Here is a 19,076-nt window from a genome sequence, read left to right as displayed (position 1 = left end):
AAGTGAAAGGCAGTTGGCGCCTGACGCGGCAACGCTATATATAGTGGCAACAAGGTGAGGTCAAGCGCAGCATTCTGCGCGACCTGCCGTTATTGCCCTGAAAAAAGACTGGGTTCGACCTGGACCAAAGCAAAGCGCGGGACCTGCTCGCCGTCAACTTCGACGGTCTCCAGGAACATGCTCAAGGGGCGCACCCAAAAGCCGTAATCGCCATACAGTGCTTGGTAGAACACCACTTCTTCTTCGGTCTCGGAATGCCGTGCCACGCTGAAAACGCGGTACTGCGGACCTTTATAATGTTGGTAGAGCCCTGGTTCGACTTTCATGCTCTGGCCCCCTTACAAAATTTGTTGAAAAAAATATTAAAAATTCCAAAAAACAAAAACCGGGGCACTGGGCCCCGGCTTCCGTCGACTCAACGCTTAGACGCGTTCGAAGACGGTGGAGATGCCTTGGCCGAGACCAATGCACATGGTTGCAACCCCAAGGTTACCGCCATTTTGCTTCATCACGTTAAGCAAAGTGCCGGAAATACGCGCACCGGAGCAACCGAATGGGTGGCCCAGGGCAATCGCACCGCCGTGCAGGTTAACCTTCTCGTTCATCTTGTCGAGCACTTTCAAATCTTTCAGCACCGGCAGGGCCTGTGCAGCGAAAGCTTCGTTGAGCTCGAAGAAGTCGATATCGGAGATGGTCAGGCCCGCGCGCTTCAAGGCTTTTTGTGTCGCCGGTACTGGACCATAGCCCATGATTGCCGGGTCCACACCCGCCACCGCCATCGAGCGAATCACCGCCAGCGGCTGGATGCCGAGGTCCTGGGCACGCTGCGCCGACATTACGATCATGCACGAGGCACCGTCGGTGATTTGCGACGAAGTACCCGCCGTCACGGTGCCGCCCTTTGGATTGAAGGCAGGCTTGAGGGCCGCCAGGCTTTCCAGGGTGGTATCCGGACGAATGGTTTCGTCGTAGTCGAACAGTTTGAGGAAGCCGTTCTCGTCGTAACCGTTCATCGGGATGATTTCATCCTTGAACTTGCCTTCCACGGTCGCCTTGTGGGCGAGCTGGTGGGAACGCACGCCGAACGCGTCCTGGGCTTCACGAGTAATGCCGTGCATCTTGCCGAGCATTTCCGCGGTCAGGCCCATCATGCCCGAGGCTTTTGCCGCGTACAGCGACATGTGCGGGTTGGGATCGACGCCGTGCATCATGCTGACGTGGCCCATGTGCTCCACGCCACCGACCACGAACACATCACCGTTGCCGGTCATGATCGCCTGGGCGGCGGTGTGCAGCGCACTCATGGACGAGCCACACAGGCGGCTGACGGTCTGGCCGGCTGCCGTGTGCGGGATCTGCGTCATCAACGACGCCATGCGCGCAATGTTCCAGCCCTGCTCCAGGGTCTGGTTGACGCAGCCCCAGATCACGTCTTCGACTTCGTTCGGGTCGACCTTGACGTTACGTTCCAGCAGTTTGCTGATCAGGTGCGCCGACATGTCTTCAGCGCGGGTGTTGCGGTGCATGCCGCCCTTGGAGCGGCCCATCGGCGTACGACCGAAGTCGACAATCACGACGTCTCTTGGATTCAAGCTCATAAATATTCTCGCTCTAGTCGTCTGGGCACTTAACCGAAGAAGCGCTGGCCGTTCTTGGCCATCTCACGCAGCTTCGCGGTCGGGTGGTACAGCGGGCCCAGATCAGCGTATTGATCAGCCAGGGCAACGAACTCGGCCACACCGATCGAATCGATGTAACGCAGCGCACCACCACGGAATGGAGGGAAGCCAATACCGTACACCAGGCCCATATCGGCTTCGGCGGCGGTTTCAACGATGCCGTCTTCCAGGCAACGCACGGTTTCCAGGCACAGGGCGATCATCATCCAGTTGATGATGTCCTCGTCGGACACCTCACGCTGCTCGTAGATGACCGGAGCCAGCACTTCGTGCACCGACGGGTCGGCCACTTTCTTCTGCTTGCCCTTCTTGTCCGCCTCGTAGGCGTAGAAGCCTTTGCCGTTCTTCTGGCCCAGGCGCTTGGCCTCGTAGAGCGCGTCGATCGCCGAGCGGCGGTCGTCTTTCATGCGGTCCGGGAAGCCTTCAGCCATCACGTCACGACCGTGGTGGCCGGTGTCGATGCCGACCACGTCCATCAGGTACGCCGGGCCCATTGGCCAGCCGAATTTTTCCATGACCTTGTCGATGCGCACGAAGTCCACACCGGCGCTGACCAGCTTGGCGAAACCGCCGAAGTACGGGAACAGCACGCGGTTGACCAGGAAGCCCGGGCAGTCGTTGACCACGATCGGGTTCTTGCCCATTTTCTTGGCGTAGGCAACGGTGGTGGCAATCGCCAGCTCGCTGGACTTCTCGCCACGGATCACTTCCACCAGCGGCATCATGTGTACCGGGTTGAAGAAGTGCATGCCGACGAAGTTTTCCGGACGCTTGAGGGCCTTGGCCAGCAGCGAAATGGAAATGGTCGAGGTGTTAGACGCCAGGATGGTGTCGTCTTTGACGTGGCCTTCAACTTCAGCCAGTACCGCCTGCTTGACCTTCGGATTCTCGACAACCGCTTCGACCACCAGGTCGACATGGCCGAAATCGCCGTAGGACAGCGTAGGACGAATGCCGTTAAGCACTTCAGCCATCTTCGCAGCCGTCATGCGACCTTTATCAACGCGGCCGACCAGCAGCTTGGCGGCTTCGGCCAGGCCCTGTTCGATACCGTGCTCGTTGATGTCCTTCATCAGGATCGGCGTGCCTTTGGACGCCGACTGATAGGCGATACCGCCGCCCATGATACCGGCGCCGAGCACGGCAGCCTGTTTCACGTCCTTGGCGATTTCGTCGTAGGCCTTGGCCTTTTTCTTCAGTTCCTGGTCGTTCAGGAACAGGCCGATCAGGCTCTGGGCCGCCGAGGTCTTGGCCAGTTTGACGAAACCTGCCGCTTCCACTTCCAGGGCTTTGTCGCGACCGAAGTTCGCGGCCTTCTGGATGGTCTTGATCGCTTCAACCGGCGCCGGGTAGTTCGGGCCAGCCTGGCCAGCCACGAAACCCTTGGCGGTTTCGAACGACATCATTTGTTCGATGGCGTTGAGCTTGAGTTTTTCCAGCTTCGGCTGACGCTTGGCCTTGTAGTCAAATTCGCCGCTGATGGCGCCCTTGATCAGGTTCAACGCGGCTTCAGCCAGCTTGTCCGCAGCCACCACGGCGTCGACGGCACCGACTTTCAGTGCGTCTTCGGCACGGTTTTCCTTGCCGGCGGCAATCCACTCGATGGCGTTGTCGGCACCAATGATGCGCGGCAGGCGCACGGTGCCGCCGAAGCCTGGGTAGATGCCCAGCTTGACTTCGGGCAGGCCGATCTTGGCGGTGGCCGCCATGACGCGGAAGTCCGCCGCCAGGCACATTTCCAGGCCGCCGCCCAGCGCGATGCCATTGATCGCGGCAACGGTGGGTACGTTGAGGTCTTCGAAATCGCTGAAAATCTTGTTGGCTTCGAGGTTGCCAGCCACCAGCTCGGCATCGGGCAGCTTGAAGTTGTCGACGAATTCGGTGATGTCAGCGCCGACGATAAACACGTCCTTGCCGCTGGAGACGATCACGCCTTTGATCGATGCATCAGCCTTGATGGTGTCTACGGCCTGACGCAGTTCGTTCAGGGTTAGACGGTTGAACTTGTTGACGGACTCACCCTTGAGGTCGAACTTCAGTTCGACGATGCCACTTTCAAGAGCCTTAACCGTGATGGCTTTACCTTCGTAAATCATCAACTGATCTCCACGATATGGAAGCTGAACAGTACACATTGGACGCTGGCCTATGCTTGGACATTGATAATTTCGTCAATGCTCAGGCCAATCCGCCAGGCACACCCGCCAATGCGATAGTCGGGTTTCTGTATGAGCGGTCTGACAGACAAACGCTCAATTCATACGCCCGTTTGATTTGGGTACGCCACCTTCATCCAATTCCGAGCAATTGTCAATCGCTCGAAAGGCTAGGAAAAACGCGACTTTCCAGTCATTTCAGAACCCCGGGGCCAGGCCCGCGATTCGTCAATATTCGACTATTCGCGAAATCAATAATGAAAAAGATAGGGAAAACCGCTGTACAGAACCGGATATGCCGCTAGGCTAGCGACAACCGTAACGCGCCTGGATGAACATCCTACGCGGGAAACCCGGATTTACCGGCCTGCCTGGCCAACTCCAGCCCGATGATGCTTTCGGGCTTTTTATTGCCTGGGTTTTGACACACAGGCATCAGGCCAGGGCCTTGAGCAATGTATCAATGGCCAGCAGGTCGCTCGCCTCGCCCTTCTCGCCCCAGTAAAGGGCGATCATTTGCTTGTCGGCCTCGACCTTGTAGACATTCGCCGGCAGCGTTGCAAAATGCGGCAACAACTTCTCATCCACACATACTTCGCGCCACTGATTGACCCACACGCCCGGCTCCAGCTGCCAGTAGCTCCAAACGGCCGGCATACTGCCGCGCCGGGGTCGGCAGTACTGCGCACAGGGGCTCGGCGGCTCTTGCTTGAGCCAGTGCGGCCATTCCTGGGGCGCCAGTTGCATGGCCAGGCCGATGCGGCGTGCCTCCATGCGCAGGGCCATGCGCCCGCTCTGATGGCGCGATGGGCGCAGCCATGCCAGGGGGCTCAGAACCACGACAAGGATTGACACCACTATCCAGACCGTCATATGTGTACTCCCGATTTTTCTGATGAGCGGATTTGACCTGACGCAACCCTATCCGCTTGAAAGCAGCCATACTGAATCTATTGCAGTCCCCTGGAGGAACGCCCCATGTCCTACGAACATATTCTGGTCGCCGTAGACCTGACCGAAGAGTGCGATCCAGTGATCAAGCGCGCCCGAGCGTTTGCCGTTGCCAGTGGCGCAAAACTGTCACTGGTGCATATCGTCGAGCCCATGGCCATGGCCTTTGGCGGCGACGTGCCCATGGACCTCTCCCAACTGCAGCAACAACAGTTCGACCAGGCCAAGGAGCGCCTTGACCGCCTGATCGTCAAATACCCCGAAGTGACCAAGGAAAACTCCCACCTCACCTACGGCCAACCGCGCCAGGAAATCCACCACCTGGCCAAGGAGCAGCATTGCGACCTGATCGTGGTCGGCAGCCATGGCCGTCATGGTTTGGCGTTGCTGCTGGGTTCTACTGCCAATGATGTGCTGCACGGTGCGCCGTGCGATGTATTGGCCGTCAGGCTGGTAAAAACCTCTTAAGGCCACATTTGAACCGCATTTCATATGAAAAAGCCCGGCGCCCATATTAGGGCGCCGGGCTTTTTTATTGCACGAAGGTCACTCAGGCATCCAGCTCGGCCCAACGCTCGACCAGCACTTCCAGCTCCTGGTTCAACGTCTCCAGGGAGGCGATGACCTTGGCGGTTTCCGCCGCCGGGCGCAGGTAGAAACCTGCGTCAGCCATTTCCGCTTCTACCGCGGCGATCTGCTGTTCCTTGGCGTCGATATCACCCGGCAAGGCTTCCAGCTCACGCTGCAGCTTGTAGCTGAGTTTCTTCTTGGTCGCCGGTGCCGCTTCCTGGGCCGGTGCAGCCGCTTCCACCGGAGCCACCACAGCCGAGGCCAGGTCAGCCTTGCCGGACTTGCTCTCGGTCACGCCCAACAGACGCGGCGAGCCGCCCTGACGCAGCCAGTCCTGGTAACCACCGACGTATTCGCGCACCTTGCCTTCACCTTCGAAGACCAGGGTGCTGGTGACCACGTTGTCGAGGAATGCCCGGTCGTGGCTGACCATCAGCACAGTGCCGTTGAAGGTCAGCAGGACCTCTTCCAGCAGCTCGAGGGTTTCCACGTCGAGATCGTTGGTCGGTTCGTCGAGCACCAGCAGGTTGGCCGGCTTGCTGAACAGCTTGGCCAGCAGCAGGCGCGCACGCTCGCCACCGGACAAGGCCTTCACGGGTGTACGCGCACGCTGCGGGCTGAACAGGAAGTCGCCCAGGTAGCTGAGTACGTGGCGGCTCTGGCCGTCGATATCGATAAAGTCGCGGCCTTCGGCGACGTTGTCGATCACGGTCTTTTCCAGGTCCAACTGATGGCGCAACTGGTCGAAGTAGGCCACGTCGATGCGCGTGCCCTCTTCTACCGTGCCGCTGGTCGGCTGCAGACCATTGAGCATCAGCTTGAGCAAGGTGGTCTTGCCGGTACCGTTGGCACCCAACAGGCCGATACGGTCGCCGCGTTGCAGGACCATGGAGAAGTCCTTGATCAGGAACGGGCCATCCGGATGATGGAAGCTGACGTTCTCCAGCACCATGACCTGCTTGCCCGACTTATCGGCGGTATCCAGCTGGATATTGGCCTTGCCGGTGCGCTCGCGACGTTCGCTGCGCTCTACGCGCAGGGCCTTGAGGGCACGCACGCGGCCTTCGTTACGGGTGCGACGCGCCTTGATGCCCTGGCGGATCCAGACTTCTTCCTGGGCCAGTTTCTTGTCGAACAGCGCGTTGGCGGTTTCTTCGGCAGCCAGCGTCGCCTCTTTGTGCACCAGGAAGCTGGCGTAATCGCCGTTCCAGTCGATCAGGCCACCACGGTCCAGCTCGAGGATCCGCGTGGCGAGGTTTTGCAGGAAGGAACGGTCATGCGTGATGAACAGCACGGCGCCCTGGAAATCCTTGAGGGCTTCTTCCAGCCAGGCGATGGCGCCGATGTCCAGGTGGTTGGTTGGCTCGTCGAGCAGCAGCAGGTCCGGCTCGGACACCAGGGCCTGGGCCAGCAGCACACGACGACGCCAGCCGCCGGACAACTCGGCGAGGGTCTTGTCGGCCGGCAGTTGCAGGCGGCTCAGGGTGCTGTCGACCAGTTGCTGCAGGCGCCAGCCGTCACGGGCTTCGAGGTCCTGCTGAACGTGCATCAGCTTGTCCAGGTCGGCTTCGGTGACGCAGTTCTGGGCCAAGTGATGGTATTGCGCAAGCAACTCACCGACACCGTCCAGGCCTTCGGCAACCACGTCGAACACGGTCCGTCCGTCGGCCACCGGCAATTCCTGCGGCAATTCGCCAATCTTGAGGCCTGGGGCACGCCAGACGGAGCCGTCATCGGGCTTCTGGTCGCCCTTTACCAGCTTCATCATGCTGGACTTGCCGGTGCCGTTGCGGCCGATGATGCACACCCGCTCACCACGGGCGATCTGCCAGGACACCTTGTCCAACAACGGCATAGCGCCGAAAGCAAGGGACACATCGCTGAATTTGAGCAGGGTCATACGCTTCTCCAAAAACTGGGCGCGCATTCTACCTGACTTGAGGGTGGGATGCGGCCAGCATTTTCGCTACCGACACGTTCTGTAGGACATTTCCGGAGAACTTGAACGAACCACCCGGCAAAGCTTTCGCCGGCCGCTGGCAAAAGGCTAAGCTAGGGGCAATCAGTGTCGGCGGTGCCGGTGCTAGTCGTGATTTCTCTGCACGGACGTCTCATGCGCAGTCGCCTTTTCAACTTTTTATCTTGCCTGCTTCTTTCCGCCACCGCCGTTCAATCCGCCCAGGCCGTGGACCTCACCACCCAACGTCAATATTACGATGAAGCCAAACGCGCCCTGGCCAAGGGCGATACCGGCCCCTACATGCAATACAGCCAGGCCCTGGCCGACTACCCGCTGACGCCCTACCTGGCCTACGACGAACTGACCGCCCGGTTGAAGACCGCCAGCAACGAGGAAATCGAACAATTCCTCGCCAAAAACGGCGACCTGCCCCAGGCCAACTGGATGAAGCTGCGCTGGTTGCGCTGGTTGGCCGACCGTGGCGACTGGCAGACCTTTGAAAAGTACTACGACCCCAAGCTTAATTTCGTCGAGCTGGACTGCCTGCACGGTCAGTTCCAACTGACCCACAACCTCAAGGCTGAAGGCTACAAGACCACCGAAAAACTGTGGATGACCGGCAAATCCCAGCCGGCCGCCTGCGATGCCACCTTCAGCCAATGGGCCGCCGACGGCCAACTGACTGAACAAAAAATCTGGGACCGCGCCAAACTCGCCGCCGAAGCACGCAATTACCCGCTGGCCAACAGCCTGGTAAAAACCCTGCCGACCCTGGGCGCCCAGGGCCGCCTGATGGTGGACGTGGCGCAAAAACCCGACATGCTCGGCGACCCGTCGCGCTTCCTGCCGGCCACCGAGGCGATGTCTGACGCCGTGGGCCTGGGCCTGCGCCGCCTGGCACGCCAGGATCCGGACAAGGCCATGGCCCTGCTCGACGGTTACGCCAGCAGCATGCACTTCTCCCGTGACGAAAAAGTGGCAATCGCCCGTGAAATCGGCCTGACCCTGGCCAAGCGCTTCGACCCGCGGGCGCTTGAGGTGATGACCAAGTACGACCCCGAGTTGCGCGACAACACGGTGTCCGAATGGCGCCTGCGCCTGCTGTTGCGCCTGGCCCGCTGGGAAGATGCCTACCAACTGACGCGCAAACTCCCGCAGGATTTGGCCACCACCAACCGCTGGCGCTACTGGCAGGCCCGCAGCCTGGAACTGGCCGAGCCGAAAAACCCGCAAGCCCTGGTGCTGTACAAGAATCTCGCGCAGGAACGGGACTTCTATGGCTTCCTGGCCGCCGATCGCTCCAAGGCGCCGTACCAGTTGAAGAACAAGCCGCTGCTGATGAGCCAGGCGCTGGTCAACAAAGTGCGTAACACCCCGGGCGTGCGCCGTGCCCTTGAGTTCTACGCCCGTGGCCAGATCGTGGATGGTCGTCGCGAGTGGTACCACGTCAGCCGCCACTTCAACCGTGACGAAATGGTCGCCCAGGCCAAGCTGGCCTACGACATGAAGTGGTACTTCCCGGCGATCCGCACCATCAGCCAGGCCCAGTACTGGGATGACCTGGATATCCGCTTCCCGATGGCCCACCGCGACACCCTGGTGCGCGAAGCCAAGGTCCGTGGCCTGCATTCCAGCTGGGTATTCGCCATCACCCGCCAGGAAAGCGCCTTCATGGACGACGCCCGCTCCGGCGTCGGCGCCAGCGGCCTGATGCAACTGATGCCCGGCACCGCCAAGGACACCGCGCGCAAGTTCAGCATCCCCCTGGCCTCACCCGCCCAGGTGCTGGACCCGGACAAAAACATCCAGCTCGGCGCGGCTTACCTGAGCCAGGTGCACAGTCAGTTCAACGGCAACCGTGTCCTCGCCTCCGCCGCCTACAACGCCGGCCCCGGCCGCGTACGCCAATGGCTGCGCGGCGCCGACCACCTGAGCTTCGACGTCTGGGTGGAAAGCATCCCGTTCGACGAAACCCGCCAGTATGTGCAGAACGTGTTGTCTTATTCGGTGATCTACGGGCAGAAGCTCAACTCACCACAGCCGTTGGTGGATTGGCATGAGCGCTACTTTGATGATCAATAAGGTTTGAAGCAGAAATGAAAATGCCCGCATTGAGAGATGCGGGCATTTTTTATCGGCACCGAAACTCAGTGTTCGCTGCTCTCCTCAACCCCATCACTGAACTGCAACGCCGCCAATCGCGCATATAACGGATTGCTCGCAATCAACTGCTGATGCGTGCCCACCGCCACCAGCCTGCCCTGATCCATCACCGCGATGCGGTCAGCGTTCTTCACCGTCGCCAGTCGATGGGCGATAACCAGCGTGGTACGCCCTTGCATCAATTGCGGCAACGCTTGCTGGATCAGGTGTTCACTCTGGGCATCCAGGGCACTGGTGGCTTCGTCCAGCAGCAGGATCGGCGCGTCCACCAGCAACGCACGGGCAATCGCCAAGCGTTGGCGCTGGCCGCCGGAGAGGCCCATGCCGCCGTCGCCGAGGTGGGTCTGGTAGCCGTCGGGCATTTGCAGGATGAAATCGTGGGCGTGGGCGATGCGGGCAGCGGCTTCGACTTGCTCGCGGGTAGCGGTGGGGTTGCCGTAGCGGATGTTCTCTTCGACGCTGCCGAAGAACAGCGCCGGGCTCTGGGACACCAGGGCGAAGTGGCGACGCAGGTCCAGGGGGTCGAGATCGGTCAGCGCTTGGCCTTCAATCAGGATGCGGCCTTGCTGAGGATCGTAGAAACGCAGCAGCAGGTCGAAAAGCGTCGACTTGCCCGCGCCGGACGGCCCCACCAGTGCCAGGGTTTCGCCGGGGTTGATGCTCAGGTTCAGGCCGTCGATGGCGTAGCTGTCCGGTCGTGAAGGGTAGGAAAAGCGCAGGTCCTGCAGCTCCATGCGCCCGCTGACCCGCTCGGGCAACTGCACGCTGCCCGTGGCCGGCGCCTGGATCTCGTTGCTCGACTGCAACAGCTCACCAATGCGCTCCGCTGCACCGGCGGCACGTTGCAGTTCACCGAGGACTTCGCTCAGGGTACCGACGGCGCTGCCGACGATCAGGCTGTAGAACACGAACGCAGCCAGCTCGCCGCCGGAAATGCGCCCGCTGATCACATCCATTCCTCCGACCCAGAGCATCACGCCCACCGCACCCAGCACCAGCATGATCACCAGGGTGATCAACCAGGCGCGCTGGGCGATGCGTTTGCGGGCGGTGGTGAACGCCTCTTCCACGGTCACGGCAAAGCGTTGCTCGTCCTGGACCTGGTGGTTATAGGCTTGCACGGTCTTGATCTGGCCGAGGGTTTCGGACACGTAGCTGCCCACATCGGCGATACGGTCCTGGCTCAGGCGCGACAGGCTGCGTACGCGACGGCCGAAGATCAGGATCGGCGCCAGCACCAGCGGCAGCGCCACCACCACGATGCTGGTGAGCTTGGGGTTGGTGATGAACAACAGCACGATGCCGCCGATCACCATCAAGGCATTGCGCAGGAACAGCGACAACGACGAGCCGATCACCGATTGCAGCAGTGTGGTGTCGGTGGTCAACCGCGATTGGATTTCCGAGCTGCGGTTGTTCTCGTAGAAACCTGGATGCAGGTAGATCAGGTGGTTGAAGACCTGCCGGCGAATGTCCGCCACCACCCGCTCACCGATCCACGACACCAGGTAAAACCGCGCAAACGTGCCCACGGCCAAGCCCAGCACCAGGACCATGAACAGGCCGATGGACTGGTTGAGCAGGTGCGGCGACTGGGTCATGAAGCCCTGGTCCACCAGCAGGCGAATGCCCTGCCCCATGGACAAGGTGATGCCCGCAGTGACGATCAGCGCGACCAGGGCACCGAGGGCCTGCCAGCGGTAGGGCGCGATGAAGCGGCTGGCCAGGCGAATTGCACGGCGTTGACGGACTGAGAGCATGGAGGGCATCACCTGATCGGAAAGGGTTGGTACCTGCCTGCTTACATGGGGGGAACTTGCGCGAATAACAATGAGTCAGGTTAATTATGCCCGCCGATGCTGGCCCCTAGAGGCTATCGGTCTAACGCCCGGCTGGAAATCCACAGCGGTTTCTGGTGGACTGGATGTTCGAACCGGTGATCTCGTAAGGAGTTGTAACAGCGCGGTCACTCGGGGGCTATACAGTAGGTACACAACCTGATGAGGAGACAGGCCATGACCTTGCAAAACAGCAGCGATGCCAAGATTGAAGTGATCCGCCAACCGCAGCACTTGCCTTGCTCCGTGATCGACGCCCAGGGCCGCGAAGTGCAGATTACCGAAGAGATGATCCAGCAGGCGTGCCGCGAGCTGGAACAGCGACTGGTCAAGCCTGCCCAGCAAGGCTGAAGGGCCTACGCTCTTTCAAACCCGGCCCAGGTGGCCGGGTTTTTTGTTCGGTGTTTAAACGGTTGCCGCGCCCAATGCGGACACGATGCGCGCCAACACCGCTGACTCCCCATTCACAATGCGCACCTTCAAGCCGTCGATTTCACGACGCTCCGGATAATGCTTGCGCAGCACGTCGAACGCCTTGCGTTGTTCTTCGACGGTACCTACCAGGCTGCGGCGGAAATCCGCATCATCACGGCGCGGGTCGTACACGCTGCGGCACAACGTCGCCAGCGCCCAGGCGGGGTCGGTCGATGCGTTCAAGTGCACCTCGGCCAGCCACGGTTGCGGTAACAAGTCGCCCAGCTGAATGCTCGGCCCCTGGCCCAGGTGCGAGCAGAACGCCTGATAGATCTGCGCCGTACCGCGCTGCTTGCCATCAAGGCTGTAGCCGGCGATGTGCGGGGTGGCCAACACACACAGGTCGGCCAGGTCGACGTCCACCTCGGGCTCGCCTTCCCACACGTCCAGCACCGCTTGCAGGTCTTCACGCGCCAGCAGCACGTCGCGCAGGGCCGCGTTGTCCACCACCGGGCCACGGCTGGCGTTGATCAGCCAGGTGCCGGGCTTGAGGCGGCTGAGCCGATCGCGATCAAACAGGTGCCAGGTGGAACCATTGCCGGATTTGGTCAACGGCGTGTGCAGGCTGATCACATCGCATTGCTCGATGATCTGCTCGAGGCTGACGTAATCGCCGTCTTCGGCGATCTGGCGCGGCGGGTCGCAGACCAGCACGTTCCAGCCCAGGCCCTTGAGCACTTCGACCAGGCGCCCGCCCACTTCACCGGCGCCGACGACGCCATAGGTACGCTGGTTGAGGTCGGCGCCTTCGATCTCGGCCAGGGTTTGCAGGCTGCCCAGCACATAGTCCACCACGCCCCGCGCATTGCAGCCGGGAGCGCTGGACCACTGGATACCGGCCTGCTTGAAGTAATCGAGGTCGAGGTGGTCGGTGCCGATGGTGCAGGTGCCGACAAAACGCACCTTCGTGCCGTCCAACAGGGCGCGGTTGACGTTGGTCACCGAGCGCACCAGCAGCACATCGGCCTGTTCGACGGTGGCGCGGTCGATGGAACGACCGGACACTCGGCGAATCTCGCCAAATCCTTGGAAGAACTCATCGAGCAGCGGGATATTTTCGTCGGCAACAATCAGCATGGCAGGCTCCTTTGGCGGATCAGCAGTGTACAGGGATGCGATCTTCAATGTGGGAGGGGGCTGGCAGGTCGCTTACAAATCCCTAACACAGGTTTTTTCCTGACCGTTACGTCAAGGCGTAGAATCCGCGGCCTTGCACCCTCTTGACTGGACTTGCGTACGTGAACACTGCCACTGCCCCCCTCACCCGCCCCGCCCGCATCAGCCGGGAAGTGGGTGGCCTGCTGACGCTCGCGCTGCCGATCATGATCGGCCAACTGGCAACCACGGCCATGAGCTTCGTCGATGCGGTGATGGCCGGGCGCGTCAGCCCCCAGGACCTGGCGGCGGTGGGCCTGGGCAACTCGATCTGGATTCCGGTGTACCTGCTGATGACCGGTACGCTGCTGGCCACCACGCCGAAAGTCGCCCAGCGCTACGGTGCGGGCCACTACGGCGAAATCGGGCCATTGGTGCGTCAGTCACTGTGGCTGGCGGTGGTGGTCGGCATCATCGGCGCGCTGCTGTTGCTCTGCGCCGAGCCAATCCTGCATGCCATGAAGGTCGAGCCGGACCTTATCGCCCCCACCATGGGCTACCTGCATGGCATCGCCGCCGGGATGCCGGCCATCGCCCTCTACTACGTGCTGCGCTGTTTCAGTGATGGCCTGGGCCGCACCCTGCCCAGCATGGCCATGGGCCTGTGCGGGTTGGCGCTGAATATTCCGTTGAACTACATCTTCATCTACGGTCACCTGGGCGTGCCGGCCATGGGCGGCGTGGGCTGCGGCTGGGCCACGGCCATTGCGATGTGGGTGATGATGCTCGGCATGGCCGCCTGGACCCGCTGGGGGGCCGCCTACCAGAGCAGTGAACTGTTCAAGCGCTTCGACTGGCCGCAGTGGTCGGTGATCAAGCGCGTACTGGGGATTGGCCTGCCGATCGGCATCGCGATCTTTGCCGAATCGAGCATCTTTGCCGTCATCGCCCTGCTGCTCGGCAGCCTGGGCGCCACGGTTGTGTCGGGGCACCAGATCGCGCTGAACGTCAGCTCACTGGTGTTCATGATCCCTTATTCCCTGAGCATGGCCGTCACCGTGCGCGTCGGCCAGGCCCTGGGGCGTGGCGAGGCGCGTGAAGCACGCTTCGCCGCCGGGGTCGGCATGGGCACGGCGCTGGCGTACGCCTGCCTGTCCTGCAGCCTGATGCTGGTGTTTCGCGAGCAGATTGCGGCGATCTACACCCCGGACCCCATCGTCATCCACCTGGCCTCGACGCTGATCGTGTTTTCAGCGCTGTTCCAGTTCAGTGACTCGATCCAGGTCACCGCCGCCGGCGCCCTGCGTGGCTACCAGGACACTCGTGTCACCATGGTGCTGACCCTGTTTGCCTATTGGGGCGTGGGGCTGCCGGTGGGGTACGCCCTGGGGCTGAGCAACTGGCTGGGCGAACCCAGCGGCCCGAGCGGTTTATGGCAAGGGCTGATCGTGGGCTTGAGCTGTGCGGCGGGGATGCTGCTGGTGCGCCTGGCGCGCAGTGCACGCCGGCGCATTCGCCTGGAGAAGGCGCGGGGTTAGTCGGCCTTTTTACGGATCCAGTACAGGTACGTACCGGCCTGCTCCTGTTGATCCACCAGTTCATGGTCAAGGAACACGCAGAACTTGGGGATATCGCGGCGCGTCGACGGGTCGGTCGCGATCACCTTGAGCAAGCCGCCGGGCGGCAGGTCGCGGATGTGCTGGTGCAGCATCATCACCGGCTCAGGGCAGTTGAGGCCCGTTGCGTCGAGGGTGCCATCCACGGCGGTGTCGAAAATATCGCTCATTGTCTACTCCTGGAACCGGCGCTCAGTTTAGCGGGCCTTGGTTTTCTTCACATCCACCAGCCGACGCAGGTGGCAGGTCACTTCTTCACGGTCGTGATACAGCTGCTTGCAGCCGATCTCTACCCGAATACCGCGCGCCTTGAAGCCGTCTTCGATACGCTCCAGCAGGCGCTTGACCTCGGCGTAACGCTGCTTCATCGGCAACTTCAGGTTCACCACCGCCTCGCGGCAATGCCCTTCGCCGATCCAGGTCTCCAGCAATGCCGCGTTGCGCGCCGGCTTTTCGACGATGTCGCAGACCATCCAGTCCACCGGCTGCTTGGGCACGAAGGTAAAGCCGTCGGCCATCAGGTGCTGCACCAGGCCGGTGTCCATCAGGCTTTCGGCCATGGGGCCGTTGTCGATGGCGGTCACCAGCATGCCACGGTTGACCAGCTGCCAGGTCCAGCCGCCAGGGGCCGCACCCAGATCGACACCGGTCATGTCGCCATGCAGGCGCTCGTCCCATTGGTCGCGGGGGATAAAGTGGTGCCAGGCCTCTTCCAGCTTCAGGGTCGAGCGGCTGGGCGCGTCCCGGGGGAATTTCAAGCGCGGGATGCCCATCGGCCACATCGCCGAGTTATTCGACTCGGCCAGGCCCATGAACACTTCGCGGCCGCTTTTGAAGGTCAGCAGCAGGCGCGGCTTGCTCGGGTCGTCCACCAGCTTGCCGGCGTTCAACAAGGCTTTGCGCAGGTGCACTTCGAATTTCTTGCAGAAGTTCGAGAGTTCCTTGCCGTCGTTGGTGTCGACCATCTCCAGCCACAGGCTGCCGCACACCGGGAATTCACGCAGGTGGGCGAGGATCACGCTGATACGGTCGGTTTCCGGCAGGTCGATAAACACCCCGCGCGCCCACTGCCGCGGGAAGATCAGCTCGGCAAAGCGTTGGCCGTGCATCAGGCGCTGGGCGCCGTCTTCTTCGGTGCAGACAAATTCGGCGCAGGCGCTGCCGGTCTTGGCCTTGGCGTAGCCGGAAACGTTCAGGCGCGTGGCGTGTTCCGCGATCTCGGAACAGACTTCGCCCTCAAAACCCGGGCGGCAGTGCATAAAAAGGGTGTTCATCGACTCTCCTGGTGACTCAACTGACGTTGCGCTATCGCAATGCCTGTCATGAAAACGCGCGCATAATAGCCGAGTTCGGAACCTTGGTTCTGTCCATAGAGTCCAGTAATTAGCCAGCTACTGAAAACAGCGCTAGTTTGAAAGCTCTGTTCGTCCCGTCAGGTCCGTAGCCGTGCGGACCATAAGGAGTCATGTAATGTCATCCCTTGATAGCCTGAGTACCCTTAAAACTTTAGAAATCGACGACAAGACCTACCACTATTTCAGCCTGCCCGAAGCCGCCAAGCGCCTGGGTGACCTGGATAAGCTGCCGATGTCCCTCAAGGTGCTGCTGGAGAACCTGCTGCGCTGGGAGGACAACAAGACCGTCACCGGCGCCGACCTCAAGGCCATTGCCGCCTGGCTCAAAGAGCGCCAGTCCGACCGTGAGATCCAGTATCGCCCCGCCCGCGTGCTGATGCAGGACTTTACCGGCGTACCCGCCGTGGTCGACCTGGCCGCCATGCGCGCCGCCGTGGCCAAGGCCGGTGGCGACCCGCAGCGCATCAACCCACTCTCGCCGGTGGACCTGGTGATCGACCACTCGGTGATGGTCGACAAGTTCGGCAACGCCGACGCCTTCGGGCAGAACGTCGACATCGAAATGCAGCGCAACGGCGAACGCTACGCCTTCCTGCGCTGGGGCCAGAGCGCCTTCGACAACTTCAGCGTGGTACCGCCGGGCACCGGCATCTGCCACCAGGTCAACCTCGAATACCTGGGCCGCACCGTGTGGACCAAGGACGAGGACGGTCGCACCTACGCCTTCCCCGACACCCTGGTGGGCACCGACTCCCACACCACCATGATCAACGGCCTCGGCGTGCTCGGCTGGGGCGTGGGCGGGATCGAAGCAGAAGCGGCGATGCTCGGCCAACCGGTGTCGATGCTGATCCCGGAAGTGATCGGCTTCAAGCTCACCGGCAAATTGAAAGAAGGCATCACCGCCACCGACCTGGTGCTGACCGTCACCCAGATGCTGCGTAAAAAAGGCGTGGTGGGTAAGTTCGTCGAGTTCTACGGCGACGGCCTGGCCGACCTGCCCCTGGCGGACCGCGCGACCATCGCCAACATGGCCCCGGAATACGGCGCCACCTGTGGCTTTTTCCCGGTAGATGAGGTGACGCTGGACTACCTGCGCCTGTCCGGTCGCCCGGCTGCCACCGTGAAGCTGGTCGAGGCCTACACCAAGGCCCAGGGCCTGTGGCGCCACGCTGGCCAGGAGCCGGTGTTCACCGACAGCCTGGCCCTCGACATGGGCAGCGTCGAAGCCAGCCTCGCCGGGCCGAAACGCCCACAGGACCGCGTGTCCCTGCCCAATGTCGGCCAGGCGTTCAGCGACTTCCTCGACCTGCAGTTCAAACCCACCACCAAGGAAGAAGGCCGCCTGGAAAGTGAAGGCGGCGGCGGTGTGGCCGTGGGCAACGCCGACCTGGTGGGCGAAACCGACTATGAATACGAAGGCCAGACCTATCGCCTGAAAAACGGCGCCGTGGTGATCGCCGCCATCACCTCCTGCACCAACACGTCCAACCCCAGCGTGATGATGGCCGCCGGGCTGGTGGCGAAAAAAGCCGTGGAGAAAGGCCTCACGCGCAAACCCTGGGTGAAGACCTCCCTGGCGCCCGGTTCCAAAGTGGTCACCGACTACTACAAGGCCGCGGGCCTCACCCAGTATCTGGATAAAATTGGCTTCGACCTCGTGGGCTATGGCTGCACCACCTGCATCGGCAACTCCGGCCCGTTGCCCGAGCCGATTGAAAAAGCCATCCAGAAGGCCGACCTCGCCGTAGCCTCGGTGCTGTCCGGCAACCGCAACTTCGAAGGCCGCGTGCACCCATTAGTGAAAACCAACTGGCTGGCCTCGCCGCCGCTGGTGGTGGCTTACGCCTTGGCGGGGACCGTACGCATCGATATCAGCAGCGAACCGCTGGGTAACGATCAACAGGGTAATCCGGTGTATTTGAAGGACATCTGGCCGAGCAGCCAGGAGATCGCCGACGCCGTTGCGCAGGTCAGCACCGGCATGTTCCACAAGGAATACGCCGAGGTGTTTGCCGGTGACGAACAGTGGCAAGCCATTGAAGTGCCTCAGGCCGCGACCTACGTGTGGCAGAAAGACTCCACCTACATCCAGCACCCGCCGTTTTTCGACGACATCGCCGGGCCTCTGCCGGTGATCAAAGACGTCAAGGGCGCCCACGTACTGGCGTTGCTGGGGGACTCGGTGACCACCGACCACATTTCCCCCGCCGGCAACATCAAGACCGACAGCCCCGCCGGCCGCTACCTGCGCGAGCAAGGCGTGGAGCCGCGTGACTTCAACTCCTACGGCTCACGCCGGGGCAACCATGAAGTGATGATGCGCGGCACCTTCGCCAATATCCGCATTCGCAACGAAATGCTTGGCGGCGAGGAAGGCGGCAATACGCTGTACATCCCCACCGGCGAGAAAATGCCGATCTACGATGCGGCCATGAAGTACCAGGCCTCGGGCACACCGCTGGTGGTGATCGCCGGCCAGGAATACGGCACCGGCTCCAGCCGCGACTGGGCCGCCAAGGGCACCAACCTGTTGGGGGTCAAGGCGGTGATCGCCGAGAGTTTCGAGCGGATTCACCGTTCCAACCTGGTGGGCATGGGCGTGCTGCCGCTGCAGTTCAAGCTGGATCAGAACCGCAAGGCGTTGAAGCTTACGGGCAAGGAGAAGATCGATATCCTCGGCCTGACCGAGGTAGAGATCGTGCCGCGGATGAACCTGACGCTGGTGATTACCCGCGAGGACGGCAGCAGCGAGAAGGTCGAGGTGCTGTGCCGGATCGATACCTTGAATGAAGTGGAGTACTTCAAGTCGGGGGGGATTCTGCACTATGTGCTGCGGCAGTTGATTGCCTCTTAAGAACACAGGAGATCAAATGTGGGAGGGGGCTTGCCCCGGTACAAACCGGGGACATCGTTTACATTTCTAACCGGGGACATGGTTTACAGGCTAATACGCATGATCAGGAGGTAACTGATCATGCCCTGGAACCAAGAGTCCCCCATGAATCAAAGAATCAAGCTGGTAGCTGATTGGCTTTCTGGCAACTTCACTAAAAGCCAGTTGGCACGCCGCTTTGACGTTAGCCGACCTACCGTCGATAAGTGGATTGCCCGGCACGACGGCGATTTGAGGTCTTTATCCGAACTGTCCCGGCGACCTCACAACAGCCCAAATAAAACCGACGACGAGATTTTGGCCCGTGTAGTCGCGATGAAGGA

General features: G+C 61.5%; 15 protein-coding genes. 6 read left to right on the top strand and 9 right to left on the bottom strand.

The genetic code is table 11. The features are described 5' to 3' along the window. Nucleotides 1-89: 89 nt before the first annotated feature. The 4 genes from BLQ09_RS25670 to BLQ09_RS25655 all read right to left on the bottom strand — a co-directional run bounded on the left by BLQ09_RS25670 (nucleotide 90) and on the right by BLQ09_RS25655 (nucleotide 4,708). Complete coding sequence (locus tag BLQ09_RS25670) at nucleotides 90-326, bottom strand: DUF1653 domain-containing protein (RefSeq protein WP_027604241.1); 237 nt, start codon at nucleotides 324-326, stop codon at nucleotides 90-92. Nucleotides 327-422: 96 nt separating this feature from the next. Beyond that, nucleotides 423-1,598 carry an acetyl-CoA C-acyltransferase FadA gene (gene fadA, locus BLQ09_RS25665; protein WP_026136849.1) on the bottom strand — a complete coding sequence of 392 codons (1,176 nt, stop codon included), beginning with the start codon at nucleotides 1,596-1,598 and terminating at the stop codon, nucleotides 423-425. Between the two features lie 29 nt (nucleotides 1,599-1,627). Beyond that, the gene (gene fadB / locus BLQ09_RS25660; RefSeq protein ID WP_027604242.1) at nucleotides 1,628-3,775 is read right to left on the bottom strand and encodes a fatty acid oxidation complex subunit alpha FadB; all 2,148 of its coding nucleotides are present in this window, start codon (nucleotides 3,773-3,775) and stop codon (nucleotides 1,628-1,630) included. 495 nt (nucleotides 3,776-4,270) lie between these two features. After that, nucleotides 4,271-4,708: a hypothetical protein gene (locus tag BLQ09_RS25655; RefSeq protein ID WP_027604243.1), complete on the bottom strand. Its 438-nt coding sequence runs from the start codon at nucleotides 4,706-4,708 to the stop codon at nucleotides 4,271-4,273. 105 nt (nucleotides 4,709-4,813) lie between these two features. On the opposite strand from BLQ09_RS25655, the gene BLQ09_RS25650 reads away from it, so the two are divergent. After that, nucleotides 4,814-5,254, top strand: coding sequence for a universal stress protein (locus BLQ09_RS25650; RefSeq protein WP_027604244.1), 441 nt, complete (start codon nucleotides 4,814-4,816; stop codon nucleotides 5,252-5,254). An 82-nt stretch (nucleotides 5,255-5,336) separates the two neighbouring features. Here the strand turns inward: BLQ09_RS25650 and BLQ09_RS25645 are convergent, their stop codons facing one another. After that, complete coding sequence (locus BLQ09_RS25645) at nucleotides 5,337-7,256, bottom strand: ATP-binding cassette domain-containing protein (protein WP_065938947.1); 1,920 nt, start codon at nucleotides 7,254-7,256, stop codon at nucleotides 5,337-5,339. 213 nt (nucleotides 7,257-7,469) lie between these two features. Between BLQ09_RS25645 and BLQ09_RS25640 the strand changes: the two genes are divergently transcribed. Next, nucleotides 7,470-9,398 (top strand): transglycosylase SLT domain-containing protein, encoded by a 1,929-nt coding sequence (locus BLQ09_RS25640; RefSeq protein WP_027604246.1) that lies wholly within the window; start codon nucleotides 7,470-7,472, stop codon nucleotides 9,396-9,398. Between the two features lie 65 nt (nucleotides 9,399-9,463). On the opposite strand, the gene BLQ09_RS25635 is transcribed toward BLQ09_RS25640, so the two are convergent. Next, nucleotides 9,464-11,248, bottom strand: coding sequence for an ABC transporter transmembrane domain-containing protein (locus BLQ09_RS25635; RefSeq protein ID WP_166655311.1), 1,785 nt, complete (start codon nucleotides 11,246-11,248; stop codon nucleotides 9,464-9,466). 246 nt (nucleotides 11,249-11,494) lie between these two features. Between BLQ09_RS25635 and BLQ09_RS31355 the strand changes: the two genes are divergently transcribed. Then, nucleotides 11,495-11,668, top strand: coding sequence for a PA1571 family protein (locus BLQ09_RS31355; RefSeq protein ID WP_027604248.1), 174 nt, complete (start codon nucleotides 11,495-11,497; stop codon nucleotides 11,666-11,668). 54 nt (nucleotides 11,669-11,722) lie between these two features. Here BLQ09_RS31355 and pdxB read toward each other — a convergent pair whose 3' ends face one another. Continuing rightward, nucleotides 11,723-12,868 carry a 4-phosphoerythronate dehydrogenase PdxB gene (gene pdxB, locus BLQ09_RS25630; RefSeq protein ID WP_027604249.1) on the bottom strand — a complete coding sequence of 382 codons (1,146 nt, stop codon included), beginning with the start codon at nucleotides 12,866-12,868 and terminating at the stop codon, nucleotides 11,723-11,725. Between the two features lie 161 nt (nucleotides 12,869-13,029). Between pdxB and BLQ09_RS25625 the strand changes: the two genes are divergently transcribed. Next, nucleotides 13,030-14,424, top strand: a complete 1,395-nt coding sequence (locus BLQ09_RS25625; RefSeq protein WP_027604250.1) for an MATE family efflux transporter — start codon at nucleotides 13,030-13,032, stop codon at nucleotides 14,422-14,424. Here BLQ09_RS25625 and tusA read toward each other — a convergent pair. Both tusA and rlmM read right to left on the bottom strand, forming a co-directional pair. Next, nucleotides 14,421-14,672, bottom strand: coding sequence for a sulfurtransferase TusA (gene tusA, locus BLQ09_RS25620; RefSeq protein WP_027604251.1), 252 nt, complete (start codon nucleotides 14,670-14,672; stop codon nucleotides 14,421-14,423). The two genes, BLQ09_RS25625 and tusA, sit on opposite strands and share 4 nt — an antisense overlap. A gap of 27 nt (nucleotides 14,673-14,699) precedes the next feature. Next, nucleotides 14,700-15,776: a 23S rRNA (cytidine(2498)-2'-O)-methyltransferase RlmM gene (rlmM, locus tag BLQ09_RS25615; RefSeq protein ID WP_092358971.1), complete on the bottom strand. Its 1,077-nt coding sequence runs from the start codon at nucleotides 15,774-15,776 to the stop codon at nucleotides 14,700-14,702. Nucleotides 15,777-15,972: 196 nt separating this feature from the next. Here rlmM and acnA point away from each other — a divergent pair, with 196 nt between their 5' ends. Then, a complete protein-coding gene (gene acnA, locus BLQ09_RS25610; protein WP_065938941.1) occupies nucleotides 15,973-18,714 on the top strand; it encodes an aconitate hydratase AcnA in 2,742 nt (913 codons plus the stop codon). A gap of 120 nt (nucleotides 18,715-18,834) precedes the next feature. Then, nucleotides 18,835-19,076 (top strand): helix-turn-helix domain-containing protein (locus BLQ09_RS25605; protein WP_043293829.1); only part of this gene is annotated, 242 nt, incomplete at its 3' end.

Source organism: Pseudomonas sp. NFACC25 (assembly GCF_900100935.1).
GTDB classification, from domain to species: domain Bacteria; phylum Pseudomonadota; class Gammaproteobacteria; order Pseudomonadales; family Pseudomonadaceae; genus Aquipseudomonas; species Aquipseudomonas marginalis.
This window is presented reverse-complemented; position numbering and strand designations above follow the sequence as displayed.